Here is a 15,444-nt window from a genome sequence, read left to right on the forward strand (position 1 = left end):
AGTTTCTAGCTTAAGTACTACTTCTTTAGAAGGAGTTGCTTGATCAGCTGCTGCTGTAAATGGTACACCATTTAAGTCAAATACAAGATCAGTTACATCAACTGTTACAGCTTCAGAGAATGTAAGAGTTACTTCTTGCTTCTCTACATTTGTAACTTTAGCTGATTTAAATTCAGGAGCTTTTGTATCTACAACATCTAATAATAAGTTTGTTGTACCCATTTTTACTCCATCTTTGTTTGCAACGTTAGCTACTGTGAATTTCACTGTTTCTGATTTTTCGAAAGTGAATGTTTTTGGTAATTCGATTGTTGCAGTATCACCAGATAAAGTGATTAGTGTACCTTCTGGTAATTTAGCACCTGCTAATGTGTAGTTGCTTACATTAGCAGCTGACTCTGCACCTTGACCACCTTTTACTACCTTGTCAAATTTCACTACAAGAGTATTTTCAGCCTTATTAAATGCTGCACTTGTTACCTTTGGAGCTACTTTATCTACGTTTACTACTTCTTCATCTTTCTTTTTATCAACTTTTACATCTGCAGTAAATGCTGCTGAATTATTGCCAGCTGTATCTTGAATAAATCCTTTTGAAGCAGCAACTTTGTAGTTTCCTGCAGCTGGGAATGTTAAAGTGATTGCTTTTTTATTATCTTTAACTGCTGCTGCAGTTACTTTTTCTGTTACATCTTCACTTGTATCTTGATTAATGATACGAACAACTTTTTTATCAAATTTAGTTGTTTCAACATTTACTTCTTTATCAAATGTAAATGTTGCTGCTACGCTTTGTTCTTTTTCTGATACAGCTTTTACGAAGTTAGGAGCTACAACATCTTTTGTGACTTTTACTTCTTTAGATACTTTTTGACCTACGTTGTTAGCTGCATCTTTGTAACCAACAAGTTCAACTGTAAGATTTGTAGCTGTTTCATCTGCTTTAAGAGCGTCTTTTACTTCAACAACCGCTTTTGTTTTATCTTGAGCATCAGCAGAAATTGTAGCTACTAAAGTCTCTTTACCTTTTTTAACTGTTACAGTACCTAGGTTCGCGTTAGTCATCTCTTCAGAGAATGTAACTTCTAATGTAGCGTTTCCTTTAGCAAGTTCTTTCACTTTAACATCTTTAACTTCTGGAGCTATAACATCTTTTTCTACTTTATAAGTAGCTTTACCTTCGTACATTTCCATAGTGTTATTAACTAAATCTGTAGCACCAGTTACGATGATTGAGAATTCTTTACCGTTCTCAAGATTTAAAGCGTTATTAGAAGTGAACGTATTATTTTCCACTTTACCTTCAACTTTTTGGCCGTTAACTACTACAGTTGCACCTTTTGTTGCATTTAATTTTTCACTGAATACAACTTTAAGTTTTCCTTCTGGAGTAGATACTGTAGATACAGTTGGAGCTACTTCATCATTAAAGAAGATAACTTCTAATGCTTTTGGAATTTCTTTGCCTTCAGCAGTTTTTAATTTTTCAACAGTGACAACATAAGCATTGTTATTTTTAAGCATATCAGCAACTTCTAGAGTTAAGATTACAGATTTTTTATCTTCACCGATTTTTGCAGGAACTGCTACTGGAGTACCACCTTGAGAAATTGTGAATTTTGCGTTCTTCACATCTTCTTCTTTCACTGTAGCGCCAAGTTTAACTTCGATCTCTTTAGCGTTGATTGCTTTAATAGACTCAACTTTAGCTTCTGATTTTTGTCCGAACTGCTTGTCAGTCTTAGCAATAAATTGAGCTGCTTCTGCTTTAGTTACAGATTTATTTGGCTCCCATTTGCCGCCAGTACCTACAGAGATTCCTAATTCAACTAGGATGTTAGCTTTGTCTTTACCCCAGCTATCTTTTAAGTCATCGAATTTAGTTTCTGGAGTACCAGTTACTTTAGTGTCTAATTTGAAAGCTGGTACAAGCATTGCTGCCATTGAAACGCGGTCGATTTTTCCGTCTGGATCGAATTTACCTTCACCTTTACCTTTAACCACGCCAGCTTTTTCAACTGCTGCGATGATTGAAGTAGCCCAGTGGTCTTGAGAATCAGTGTAAGATGGTCTAGCATCTTGATCGATTGGTAAGTTTAAGATTTTAGCCATCATTGTAGCTGCTTCTGCACGAGTGATTTCTTTTTCAGGCTCGAACATTCCTGTGCCATTACCTGCAATTGCGCCTTTTTCTGCTAAGCAGTTAATAGAATCAATTCCCCAGTGATTAACTGGAACATCCGGGAATGATTTACCTGCTGCTGCTACTGGAGATACAACACCTGCTACCATTGCTGCTGTCATTGTACCAGCGATTAATTTTTTGTAAGAGTTAGTCTTTGCCATTTTATATATTTCCTCCTTCAGGAATGTAATACTAGTTCCATAATGTTTTAAATAGATATTCTATTTAATGTTGAAACTAGTAAATATAAATGCAGTTAAGATCCTATATATAGAAATTATTTTGTAATATAGAATAATAACTACATCAAACCATTTTCACCCGAATTTAAATCCTTAAATTCGACAAAAAGTGATTTTTCATAATTCTAACGTTCATTTTTTCGACTTTTATTTTAAATAACCCGATTGTAAAATCCGAATGTTTTAAATGTACGAAACCATGTGTCAGAACTACATTTGTAAAATATTTATATAACCATTTACAACTATAGCAGAAAAACACTTATAATTTCAATATCCAAATATAAAGATAATAAAATTATTTAACACTATATTTCTCTGGTGCTCGACACAATTCTTAAGGTCGTTTTTTTGAAGAAAACCGAAATTATTCTCCAATTGTTTTCATATAAAACGCGTCATACCGATATCCTATATATATTAACGTTAAGATTTCGGAATAAAAACACACCTATTCAGCAACAAATAAAACTTCAATCTGTTTTATTGTATTAAAAGAGGAATGGCCTCTATTCCATTCCTCTTTTTATAGACTCTTTTGCATGTAAGTCATTAATAATATATTTGGACGCTATGGAAATTTGCTCACGCAATTCCTCTACCCTTTGTCCTAACGTGTCTTGTACATATTCTGTTTGCTCTAATTGTTTAATCGCCATATTATGTAATGTTTCTGTCGTCCAGTCTCCATCAACATTCCCAATAATCGGCTGATTTACTTGTTGTAAAAACGAATCGATCTTTGGATCATATGAAATTCCAATCATAGGCGTGTTTGCAACTGCCGATAATATAAGAGCATGCAGTCTCATCCCTATTAAAAGGGAGCATTCTGATAAAATAGAGATTTTCTCATGAATATCCATTTTATAAGGGAGCATGTGCGCTTCTTCCCCCATCAAATTAATGATATCCCTTGATGCATTTTGATCAAATGGTCCATGCATCGGTACAAATAAAATATGGTATCCCTCTTGCTTAAGTTTTTTCAGCGTATCTGCTAACTTCTTCATATAATCTTCTTTTGCATCCCAGTACCTTACACTAACTGCAACGACTTTTCCTTGCAGAGAATGTTTTTGAAGCCAATTGGATTTCTTTTCTCCTGACTGACAAGCTAATACCGGATCTGGAACAAGTTCGATATCTTTCTTAATACCAATTTCTTTTAAATACAAAAACGAGTCTTCATCACGCACTGATATATATTCAGCCTTTGATACATGCCATTTCACTAATAAACGATTTTGCTTCTTCGTAATAGGTCCGATTCCTTGAGCGTAGATATAATACGGCTTTTTCAAAAAACGGGCAAGCCGCATAATACCCGTATAGTATAAAATGCTTTTAATACTCGTCTTATCTTGCAAGAGACTTCCGCCTCCGCTAATTAAACCATTACTTCTCTTTATTTCTCGGTAAATCGCTCTTATATCCCAGCGATTTACTGCTTCTACACCGTACATTTTCCTTGTATAGTCGGGGTCATTTGAAAGTACAACAAGCTCAAGAGTAGGATCCTCTTCATGTAGCGCTTTAATAATTGATTGCAAAATTGCTTCGTCCCCAACATTATAAAAACCATAATATCCTGATAAAACTAACCGCACTCTTAATCTCCTCCAACATTTCGCAATCAACTCTTTTTGTAATTAAACAAATTGTTATCCATTCCTTGCCGAGGAAGGTTTGATAACTTCAAATTGATTTCTTTCACAAACATCTAACAAGTCATACCCATTTATAATATTGTTCATTTTCTATAACAAACGATTTTATTTACGTAAAAATGGAATTTGTTCTTTCGATATCCAGTTTAGCTTAAGTGCACATATGCCATATAATACTGAAGCTACACTTAGCGCTACAGCACTATATATCATTGCTAAAATCCTAGAATCTGTCACATTGATTAATGTAGACACAAAGTATAATGCTATACCTAAAATACTAGATACTCCAATGACAGCCAAAAACTTCCCTATATCCATTGGATAAGAAAGATCTTTTCTAATATAAATATGATTTGCGATACAAATCATTATATAAATAATTAGGGTACTATACGCTGCTCCATTTATACCGAATTGATTTACTAGCGCTATATTTAATATAATTTTTACAAGACTTGCACCGATGACAATCCATGCTGCTTGCATCGAACGATTAATCCCTTGCAAGATTCCTATTGATAATACCATAAGTGATGTGAAATACGAGCTACCAATTAAAATAGCTAACATACCACTTCCTTTTGTATCTGTAAATAATGCAACATTAAGCGGTACTGTAAGCGCCATAAGCCATATCGTTATCGGCATTGTTAAAACATGCGCAAACTCATTTGTACGTTTTACTGTCAGTTTAGCTAAAGCTATATCTTTTTTTGTTAAAGCCGCTGTTAATAATGGAATTAATGGGAATACTATCGCACTTGCAAATACAACAATTAATTGCGTAAATGCAAAACCACGGCTATATATACCAAACTGTTCCTGAATCGTTGTAGAAGATTCATGTAACACATGTGGAATTGTTACAGAATCAACTAAATTTAAAACAGGCATAGATAACGCTCCAATTGCAATCGGAATTGAAACACGGAGTATGTTTTTCGCGTTTTTCTTAAAGTCTTGCAATGAATATGTTTTACTTTTATAGCGATACGGGCTTTTCACATATTTTACTCTCAAATATATGAGTGACGTAATAACGCCAAAACAAGAACCAATCATCGCCCCACCCGTTATGATATCACTACTTTTATTCCAATATACAAATATATAAGCGATTGTTAACATTAAAAATACGCGAATCAACTGTTCAATTACTTGTGATACACCAGTAGGTATCATATCTCCGAACCCTTGGAAATATCCACGGTACACTGCCATATATGGTGCGATTAATAAAGCAAACGAAGTAACAATTAATGCTAGCCTCGTCTCTTGCCCACCAAGCATATTTGCAATGCCACTTGACCCTATGATAATAATGAAAAATCCGAGCATCCCAAATATAACACCGATAATAGACGCGGACGTAAACAATTTAGCTATTCCGTCCCGATCATTCTTTTCATGAAGCTCAGCTATTAACTGAGATATTGCTAGCGGGACTCCCGCTACTGATAAAGTTAAGGCTATCATATATACAGGAAAAACAAGTCGAAAAATCCCAAGTACTTCATCCCCTGCTATATTTTGCAATGGAATTTGAAAAAAACTCCCCACTACTTTCGATATAAACGTTGTAACGGTTAAAATCGCAGCGCCTTTTACAAACTTTTTATTCATCTTCTATCTCTTTTCTTTCAATATATAATCTACATAAAATATTAAATCAGTATTGTTCATTCATCTTGAGAATCATCACTTTATCTCATTTAGTTATCATACCAAATTTCTTATATATTGAATACTCTCTTTCTTTTTATGTTTTAAATATAATATGTGCCATATATATGTTTTTTTATCCAGTTTTTTCTTCAATTTACTACTTCTACTTGTTCAAGATAAACATGTGCTATAATGTAGCTATTGTCAGTAAGAGGAGTGTTTGTAACATGCTGAATTCAGTAAAGAAATTGTTAGGGGATTCTCAAAAGAGAAAGCTAAAAAAGTATGAACAACTTGTTCAAGAAATTAATAATTTTGAAAAACAAATGTCTAGTTTATCTGATGAAGAATTACGCCAAAAAACTGTCACATTCAAAAGTATGCTTACGGACGGTAAAACAGTCGATGATATAAAAGTAGAAGCATTCGCTGTTGTACGCGAAGCCGCAAAACGCGTGCTTGGATTACGCCATTACGATGTACAGTTAATTGGTGGACTAGTATTACTAGAAGGTAATATTGCAGAGATGCCAACTGGTGAAGGAAAAACATTAGTTTCTTCTCTTCCAACATATGTACGTGCACTTGAAGGAAAAGGCGTTCATGTTATTACGGTAAATGACTATTTAGCAAAGCGTGATAAAGAGTTAATTGGTCAAGTTCATGAATTTCTCGGCTTACAAGTTGGATTAAATATTCCTCAAATCGATCCTTCTGAAAAGAAACTTGCATACGAAGCTGATATTACATACGGTATTGGAACAGAGTTTGGTTTTGATTATCTTCGCGATAATATGGCTGCTTCACAAAATGATCAAGTGCAGCGCCCATATCATTTTGCTATTATCGATGAGGTTGATAGCGTTTTAATTGATGAGGCGAAAACGCCACTTATCATTGCCGGGAAGAAATCAAGTAGCTCTGATTTGCATTATTTATGTGCAAAAGTTATTAAATCGTTCCAAGATACCCTTCACTATACATACGATGCAGAATCGAAATCAGCTAGTTTTACAGAAGACGGTATTACAAAAATAGAAGATTTATTTGATATCGATAACTTATATGATTTAGAGCATCAAACTCTATACCATTATATGATTCAATCATTACGTGCCAACGTCGCTTTCCAGCTTGACGTTGACTATATTGTGCATGATGAAAAAATACTACTTGTAGATATTTTCACAGGACGTGTTATGGATGGTCGATCTTTAAGTGACGGCTTGCATCAAGCACTAGAAGCAAAAGAAGGTTTAGAAATTACAGAAGAAAACCAAACACAAGCTTCTATTACAATTCAAAACTTCTTCCGTATGTATCCAGCATTATCCGGTATGACAGGTACAGCAAAAACAGAAGAAAAAGAATTCAACCGTGTATACAATATGGAAGTTCTTCCAATTCCAACGAACCGTCCTGTTCTTCGTGAAGATAAAAATGATGTAGTATATGTAACGGCTGATGATAAATATAAAGCTGTGCGTGAAGAAGTTCTAAAATACCATAAGCAAGGACGCCCTATTTTAATTGGGACGATGTCTATCTTACAATCTGAAACAGTTGCTCGTTACTTAGATGAAGCAAACATCAAATATCAATTATTAAACGCTAAGAGTGCAGAGCAAGAAGCCGATTTGATCGCAACTGCCGGACAAGAAGGTCAAATTACAATCGCTACAAATATGGCAGGCCGAGGTACTGATATTTTACTAGGTGACGGTGTCCACGCCCTTGGTGGATTACATGTAATTGGAACAGAACGTCATGAATCCCGCCGTGTCGATAACCAACTTAAAGGACGAGCTGGCCGCCAAGGTGATCCGGGAAGCTCTCAATTCCTCCTATCTTTAGAGGATGAAATGCTAAAGCGCTTCGCTCACGAGGAAGTAGAAAATTTGGAAAAATCACTAAAAACTGACAAAACGGGACTTATTAATTCATCTAAAGTTCATGATTTCATTAACCGTACACAATTAATTTGTGAAGGTAGTCATTATTCAATGCGTGAATATAATTTAAAACTAGATGATGTAATTAATGATCAACGTAATGTTATCTATACACTGCGCAACAATTTATTAAAAGAAGAAACAAATATGATAGAACTTGTTATTCCAATGATTGAACACTCTGTAGATGCAATTGCTAAACAGCACCTTTTCGAAGGAGTGCTTCCGGAAGAATGGGATTTCACTAGTTTAACAGCATCTATTAAAGAAGTTTTACCAGCTGAAAATTTGCCGCCATTATCTGCGAACAACATACATTCGCCTGAGGATTTACAAATCGTTTTAAAAGATACAATTTCTAGCTATTTAGAGCGTGTACAAGAATTAAATAACCATGCGGATTTACAACAATCACTGCGCTACGTTGGTTTACACTTCCTAGATCAAAACTGGGTAAGTCACTTAGATGCAATGACTCACTTAAAAGAAGGTATTGGCTTAAGACAATATCAACAAGAAGATCCAACTCGCCTTTACCAAAAAGAAGGTTTGGATATTTTCTTATACACTTACGGTAATTTTGAAAAAGAAATGTGCCGCTATATCGCGAGACATTTAGCAGTTCCAGAAAACGTACAATCATGAGGTGAAAATTTATGTTATCATTCCTGAAAAAGGCAAAGAAAAAAGGAAAAGATACTACTGTTTCTAGTAATCAATTATTTGGACAAGAAGAAACTACTTCTCAGAATAAAACAGTAAAGCCAGTTCTTTACTTCCATCCTAGCTGGGGTGAAGTAGCACAAGAACAAAAATACATTTATCAATTCCTGCATAAAGAATTACCACTTTTACAAGAATATCAAATTTCTTTATCGGGAATTGAAATTGAAAAACGTGATGGCACATACGGTGTAGCTGCTTTCATTCGCAACAGTGTCCCAAAACCGATTTCTTTCGAAGAAGTTACATTACTTCTATTAAACAAAGATAAAAAGCTGTGCGCACGTAAAACATTTAACCTGTCTGCTCTTGGAGATATTCCTGAAAATGTGAATATGCCTTTCGTATTTACATTTGAGCAAGAAACAATAACTGAAGCTGAACTATCTCAATCAGATTGGGAATTAGCTTTCGAACTTGAAAGTAAGCATCAACTAGATTTAGATCCATCTTGGGAAGCTCAATTACCTGAAGCAAGCAAAGAAGCGTTATGTAATTTTGTAAACAATTTAACGCCTCCAAGTGAAGGTGAAATTAACTTCCTAGGTTTACAAGCCGCACTGAAAGAGAACGGCGATTTACATACAACACTACTAATTCGTAACGGCTATAAAGATAACATTCAACTAGAACAACTTCCCCTTCATATTGAAGATGCTTCTGGAGAAGTCGTTGTTAAAGGTGCTTTCACGTTACCGAATCTTGAAATTAAAGCGAATACTACAAAACCATGGTCATTTGTTTTCCCTGCTCCATCCATCTTGAAACAAAATATAGATTTATCTAGCTGGAACGTATTTGTACCACAAGACTAATATACAAAAAAGCCTATCCTAAAAGATGGTCATCACACCTTTAGGATAGGCTCTATTTTTTATGTAAAATCTACTTCGTTACTAATAAACGTTCAATATGATACTCCGCTTCTAATTTACACATTTCATCTACATGCGCTACGTTTCTCTGTTTTAACAACTCTAATTGTTCTTCGCTCGGCTGCTCACTAATAAGCTCATTAATTTTTTCATTTACTTTCATCGCTAATGCTTGATGGAAATCTGGATGTCCTTTCAACTCGTCATCTACTTTATTAATCCAAGTTGATTTTGTGTATAAATATTGTTTCCACTGTTCAACAAATTGCTGCATATCAAATTTTTCTTCATTCCATTCAATTTCTTTCATATATCTCTCAAAAGAAACAACAATTGATCGTGTAATCCCGACCTTCACTCCATGTGGTAACTGTTTGTACATCAAATTTTCCCTCCAGCTTAAAGCTCTTCCTTCTGAATATAAAGGAATCTCAAAATTCATACACTTTTTTATAATAGCACATTGCTAATCTAAGATGTTACTATAATGTGTAGAAAATCAATTATCAACAAACGTACAATACCTAAATATACGAATTCCAAATATAACAAACATAGTAAAAATAATAAAAACTTTCACACTCTACAAAGCATTCCGTGTGAAAGTCCTTATTATTACATGGCTTTAGTTTCTAGAAATTGTAATTTCTCTTTTTGCTCATTATTTGCCATCATCACTATCGTCTTTTCAACATGCGGATGTATATGTTCAAGTGTCACACTCGCTCCTGCTTTATCCGATTGCTCAATAAAGTTTAATAATGCCATAGCCCCTGATACATCCATATAGCGTACATCTTTCATCCGTAAAATAACTGGTGACTTCACATCCTGTAAAGAAGCGAAAATACGATCTACTGTTAGAAATGATAGTGGTCCCTGAATTGTATACGTCGCTTCTTTTTCTTTTATAATAGAAGCTTTACGTTCTTTACACTTCACCATGTATATAATGAAAGAAAGAATAATGCCAAACGCAACAGCAACCATTAAATCAAATTTCACTGTCACAAACATCGTTACGAGCATTACAACTACATCGCCTCTTGGTGCTACATGCATCTTCTTCATACTTTCCCAATCAAACATTCCAATACCAGTTAAAATTAAAATACCTGATAATACAGCGAGCGGAATATATTGTACCACTGAACCGAGTCCCATAATGAAAATGAATAAGATGACGCTATGCATGCAAGCTGAAAGTGCCGTCTTCCCCCCGCTTCTTATATTGACGATGGACCTAACAGTTGCACCAGCTCCTGCTAATCCGCCGAACAAACCACTCGCAATATTACCAATACCTTGTCCGATTAACTCTTTATTACTTTTATGACGTGTCCCCGTCACATTATCCATTACGACAGACGTTAATAATGAGTCAATTGATCCTAGTAAAGCAATACTAAGTGCTGGTAATACAAGTGCTAACATGCCATTTGCGTCTAAAGCCGGTACGTGAAGAGATGGCATCGCCTCTGGAATTGCACCTATCTTTTCAATCATCTTATTCAAAGAAAGGGTTCCTACAAATGGTAAGTTTACCGTAATTCCTTGTAGCATAGAAGAAAACAACGGCAACGTTACTGTAACACCTACTAATGCTACTAAACTTGATGGAATGGCTTTAATCCATTTTCCAGAAACAATCATTACAATGATTGTTAACAACACAAGCAGAAAGCTATTTTGTACGTGCTTCATTTCACCTAAAATAATAATGAGTGCAATCCCATTCATAAATCCTGAAACAACAGGATACGGAATATAACGAACGTAAGAGCCTAGCTTACATACACCAAATAAAATTTGAAATAAACCTGCCATCATAAATGCTATAAAACTTGCTTCTAATCCGTGAGTTGCAATAACACCTGTTGCAATAACTGTAATCGGCCCAGTAGGACCGGTCACTTGCCCCGGGGTACCACCAAATAACGCCGCAAACAAACCTGCAAAAATCGCACCATACAATCCGACTAGCGCTCCCTCAGACGTTCCCGTTGCGGCAATACCAAATGCAATTGCTAGCGGCAAAGCAACAATCGCAACAGTAAATCCTGCTAAACATTCCTTTGCTATTTTTTGAAACATAAGAATAACCACCTTTGTATAAAGTCCATTTTCCATTGTACACCTAAAAGGATACATTCGTTAGTGTACTTTTTACAGTATCGTGACGTAAACGGATTCAATGAAAAGTTTCCCCCTTACCTTTGGAAACAATTGCAACTATGCTATAATGAACAAATTAAATCTTTTACTATATACTTGGAGGCACTATGCTAACTTTTGAAGAAAAATTATCAATTATTGAATCTTTCCCGGAATTAGAAAGAAAGAACGTATCATTAAAACGCGTAAACTTTCACTTTGAAGAAAGTCGTTTAGATAAAAAGAACGTTGTATATCATTTACATCCAAACGGAAACGGGTTTGTATACGCCAACTTCATTAAAGGTTATAAAACAGATGATAAAGGCATGATTAACATCCGTGAGTTTTCAGAAGAAGAACTACGTTCATTAATTGAAAAAGTAATTGAACGTCTATCACAGGAGCAAGAAGAAATTGTTACACCGATTGAACCTGCTGCAGAAGAAGAATGGAAGAACGAAGACGGTCATATCCTAACTCTTATTCAAGAGGATGATATGTGGAACGTTTACGCTGGCGTAAACTTAGACGGTACATTCAACTCTTATCCAGAAGCTGCGGAATACCTTGATGAAGAAGGTTTCTCACGTAAATAATACGTTTCTTACTACTAATGAGGTCGTCCCAATTTTTTTGGGACGGCCTCTCTTATTAATAGGCAGGTTATTATTGTCGTATTTTGCAGTTAAGTCGATATCCTTTCTCGAAGCGTCGATATATGTAGAGTTGTGTTCGATATAATTTCATGTACTATTACAATTTTCCCATATAAGAACATAACGCCATTTCAAAGTTAGGTTTTCGGGACAGTCCATTCCATAAAATTACGAAATCAAAACTTCTTATTCTCACTATCCCCTATAAAAATTTGAATTTGACAACTATACGTCTCCGTATTAAAAAAATCATTAATTAACTCCACTTCAATAAAACTCTCCACTTCTATATCATTTTCTTTTGTATATTTAATCATGGTATTTCTACGTTCTTCTTCATTTTCTTTACTATACGCTAATGTTATATATTTCCCGCCCGGTAATACTTTTATATTTTGCATCTCTTCCATATGTACATCATCTCGTACTTTATTAAAGACATACTTTGGTTCTACATCCCACTTTTCATTGACATTGTAGAGAATCCCCATTTCCATTGACATTTTCTCTTCATAATCTTGAACGATTTTCTCTAGATTGGAATAATACAGTAACTCCTGTAAACTCCCGACTTCTTTACAAGGCGCTACAATTACATAACGCTGTTCAAAGAACTTAATAGATATTTCATCATTCTTTAATATTTCCTGTGAACTCCCTACTTTCGCATGTAACCCATCAATCGTTTCAATTACCTCTTTCATTTTCTTTATATGTTCTTCCGCTTCCGCTCTCTTTAATTGTAAAAATTGCAGCAACTTGTCCGTATTACATTCCTTAAAAATCTCTTGAAGTTCTACTATACTGGTGTTCAACTCTCTACAGCTTTTTATAATATCAATGTGAATGAATTGATCTATAGAATAATATCTATATCCTGTTGATTCATCAATATGTTTTGGAATAAGGATCCCCATCTTATGATAGTACCTTAACGCCTTTATCGTTATATCCTTTATTTTTGCAACTTCTCCAATAGAAAATAATGTTTTCACCTGAATCTCTTCCTTTTTATTTTTTCGCATTCAACTATTGACTCTCCCCTTAAAGGAGACCTTACTATTTATAATAAGTTATTTATATTAATAAAGGGAGTATACAATTATGAACACAGTAAAATATAGAAGTCTTGTTAAGGAAGACTATGAGCCTATAAAACATTTAATTGGCGAGGCATTTAGATTTAATCAATTCATTACAGATAAAAAATTTTTAAACTCCTTATTAAACGTCTACCTACACAGTTGCATTTTAGAAAGTTCCTTTAGTCAGGTAGCTGAAAAAGATAATAAAGTTATCGGTGTCATTTTAGGCGATTCTGAAAAAGATAAAAACCGTTTAAAAAGATTCCATAATACATTTAGTTTTGCCTTTAACACGCCGAAACCATTCATGACGAATAAAGAGAATAGAGAGTTTTTAAAAGCATTTATAAAAGTTCAAAAGACATATAAAGAACTCATTCAAGGAAAAGAAGGGCAGTTTCAAGGTTGTATACAATTATTCATCGTATCCGAAGAATCTAGAGGTCTTGGGGTTGGAAAACATTTATTAAATCATTTATTCCAATACATGACAAAAGAAGAGGTAACATCTTTATACTTATATACAGATAACGAATGCAACTATAGATTTTATGACAAATAAAACTTCAAACGTATACAAGAAAAAGCAGTTAAATTTGGACCAAAAGAAGAAGATTTCAACGTATTTTTATACCGCTATGACTTTAACTAATAGTAACATTTACACTTCGATGCTCTTTGCTAATTAGCAAAGAGCTATATTAAGTATGCTATCTAGCCTAAATCCTCCAACCAAACTCTTCTACTACTATTATTTCAGTTCGATCAGTGCGAAAAAGAGGAAGATATGTAACAACTTCAATTTAAAAAGGAGCGCACAACATGGAATGGATTCACGAATTATTTCAGCAATATGGGTATTATGTAGTACTCGTTGGATTACTTTTAGAATATATCGCTCTTCCATTTCCAGGAGAGCCAACATTAGCCTATGCAGGATTCTTATCACATCAAGGTGATTTGAGTTTACCAATTTTAATTATTTTATCTTTTATTGGGACAAGCCTAGGTATGACATTCCAATACTTTTTAGGAAATAAGCTCGGTATGCCTTTCATTCAGAAATACGGGAAATATGTATTTTTAACAGAACGGAAAATTAATTTAACGAAAATGTGGTTTGATACATACGGATATTTTCTAATCTTTATCGCTTTTTTCATTCCAGGCGTTCGCCACTTCACAGGCTACTTTGCAGGAATTATCAACTTACCGTTTCGTCGCTTTGCGATGACAATTTATTCAGGCGCCCTATTTTGGGTATCATTCTTCTTAATCGGTGGTTACTGGTTAGGGGAAAACTTAGACAATATTTTCCTAGTACTTGAACAACACATTTGGAAAATTCTCTTCGGTATTATTATCATTACGCTAATCACCCGATTTCGCAAAAAAATAAAACACGCGTTTGTAAAAAATATGAATTAAAACGAAAAGCATGTTATTAAAATCTTTCAGCAATACGTTTTATCCAAATTAGATGCGTACAAAAATAATAAAAAGCGGAGACCCATAGTCTCCGCTTCTTCACATACATTTTTTTTCCGAACTAACTCTCGTCATTAATTTTTTTTGCGTCTAAACAATCTCGATCCCAAAATTAATGCGCACATACCTGCAATAATAGAAGTAGACTCAGTTGCTGCTCCACCTGTTTGAGGAAGTAACTTTGATTGCTTATTACTTTCTTTACTAGATGGTACTTCAGATTTGCTTTGTGCTTCTTGTTTGTTTTGTACTTCTACTTTACCTTGAGCTTCTGGTTTGTTTAAAACTTCCGGTTGCTCTTTTACTTCTGGTTTGCTTGGTACCTCTGGTTTCTCTTCTACTTCTGGTTTGTTCGGTAATTCCGGTTTGTCTGTTACCTCTGGTTTTTCTAACTCATTTGGTTCTTCTGTCACCTTTGGCTCTTCCGGTTTTACTAGCTCTTCCATTTCTTCTGTTGTTTCTTCTTTGTTTTCTTCTTCAATCGGTGTTACCAAGATTTCCGGCTTTTCTTTTACCTCTGGTTTTTCTAACTCATTTGGTTCTTCTGTCACCTTTGGCTTTTCCGGTTTTAATGACTCTTCTATTTCTTCTGTTATTTCTTCTTCTTCAACCTTTTCTTCTTCTGGTTTTACCCAGATTTCCGGTTTGTCTGTTACCTCTGGTTTTTCTAACTCATTCGGTTCTTCGGTCACCGTCGGCTTTTCCGGTTTTAATGACTCTTCTATTTCTTCTGTTGTTTCTTC

Annotated in this window: 10 protein-coding genes and 2 pseudogenes; 5 read left to right on the forward strand and 7 right to left on the reverse strand. The window is 34.6% G+C overall.

Annotated elements, in window-relative coordinates; all coding sequences use genetic code 11:
* Positions 1-1,313: 1,313 nt before the first annotated feature.
* The 3 genes and pseudogenes from JDS80_RS32420 to JDS80_RS26750 form a co-directional block, all read right to left on the reverse strand.
* A pseudogene (locus tag JDS80_RS32420) lies at positions 1,314-2,346 on the reverse strand (S-layer homology domain-containing protein); the annotation flags it as partial.
* A 590-nt stretch (positions 2,347-2,936) separates the two neighbouring features.
* Positions 2,937-4,037 carry a polysaccharide pyruvyl transferase CsaB gene (csaB, locus tag JDS80_RS26745; RefSeq protein WP_071747973.1) on the reverse strand — a complete coding sequence of 367 codons (1,101 nt, stop codon included), beginning with the start codon at positions 4,035-4,037 and terminating at the stop codon, positions 2,937-2,939.
* A gap of 165 nt (positions 4,038-4,202) precedes the next feature.
* Positions 4,203-5,723, reverse strand: a complete 1,521-nt coding sequence (locus tag JDS80_RS26750; protein ID WP_071772256.1) for a putative polysaccharide biosynthesis protein — start codon at positions 5,721-5,723, stop codon at positions 4,203-4,205.
* A gap of 269 nt (positions 5,724-5,992) precedes the next feature.
* Here JDS80_RS26750 and secA2 point away from each other — a divergent pair, with 269 nt between their 5' ends.
* A complete protein-coding gene (secA2, locus tag JDS80_RS26755; protein ID WP_199640408.1) occupies positions 5,993-8,362 on the forward strand; it encodes an accessory Sec system translocase SecA2 in 2,370 nt (789 codons plus the stop codon).
* A gap of 11 nt (positions 8,363-8,373) precedes the next feature.
* Positions 8,374-9,255 (forward strand): accessory Sec system S-layer assembly protein, encoded by an 882-nt coding sequence (locus JDS80_RS26760; RefSeq protein WP_199640409.1) that lies wholly within the window; start codon positions 8,374-8,376, stop codon positions 9,253-9,255.
* 70 nt (positions 9,256-9,325) lie between these two features.
* Here the strand turns inward: JDS80_RS26760 and JDS80_RS26765 are convergent, their stop codons facing one another.
* Together JDS80_RS26765 and JDS80_RS26770 are read right to left on the reverse strand one after the other, a co-directional pair.
* Positions 9,326-9,697: a hypothetical protein gene (locus JDS80_RS26765; protein ID WP_071747977.1), complete on the reverse strand. Its 372-nt coding sequence runs from the start codon at positions 9,695-9,697 to the stop codon at positions 9,326-9,328.
* Between the two features lie 233 nt (positions 9,698-9,930).
* The gene (locus tag JDS80_RS26770; protein ID WP_071747978.1) at positions 9,931-11,409 is read right to left on the reverse strand and encodes a SulP family inorganic anion transporter; all 1,479 of its coding nucleotides are present in this window, start codon (positions 11,407-11,409) and stop codon (positions 9,931-9,933) included.
* 188 nt (positions 11,410-11,597) lie between these two features.
* Here JDS80_RS26770 and JDS80_RS26775 point away from each other — a divergent pair, with 188 nt between their 5' ends.
* The gene (locus JDS80_RS26775; protein WP_071772251.1) at positions 11,598-12,068 is read left to right on the forward strand and encodes a hypothetical protein; all 471 of its coding nucleotides are present in this window, start codon (positions 11,598-11,600) and stop codon (positions 12,066-12,068) included.
* Between the two features lie 236 nt (positions 12,069-12,304).
* On the opposite strand, the gene JDS80_RS26780 is transcribed toward JDS80_RS26775, so the two are convergent.
* On the reverse strand, positions 12,305-13,153 hold the full coding sequence (locus JDS80_RS26780) for a MerR family transcriptional regulator (RefSeq protein WP_071747980.1): 849 nt from the start codon (positions 13,151-13,153) through the stop codon (positions 12,305-12,307).
* A 79-nt stretch (positions 13,154-13,232) separates the two neighbouring features.
* Here JDS80_RS26780 and JDS80_RS26785 point away from each other — a divergent pair.
* A pseudogene (locus JDS80_RS26785) lies at positions 13,233-13,865 on the forward strand (GNAT family N-acetyltransferase).
* 170 nt (positions 13,866-14,035) lie between these two features.
* Entirely contained in the window at positions 14,036-14,641 is a 606-nt protein-coding gene (locus JDS80_RS26790; protein WP_199640410.1) for a DedA family protein, read from the forward strand.
* Between the two features lie 134 nt (positions 14,642-14,775).
* Here the strand turns inward: JDS80_RS26790 and JDS80_RS31680 are convergent.
* Positions 14,776-15,444: LPXTG cell wall anchor domain-containing protein (locus JDS80_RS31680; RefSeq protein WP_242477422.1), on the reverse strand; the 669-nt coding region annotated here is incomplete at its 5' end.

It is taken from the genome of Bacillus cereus group sp. N8, from assembly GCF_016483685.1.
Lineage (GTDB): Bacteria > Bacillota > Bacilli > Bacillales > Bacillaceae_G > Bacillus_A > Bacillus_A proteolyticus.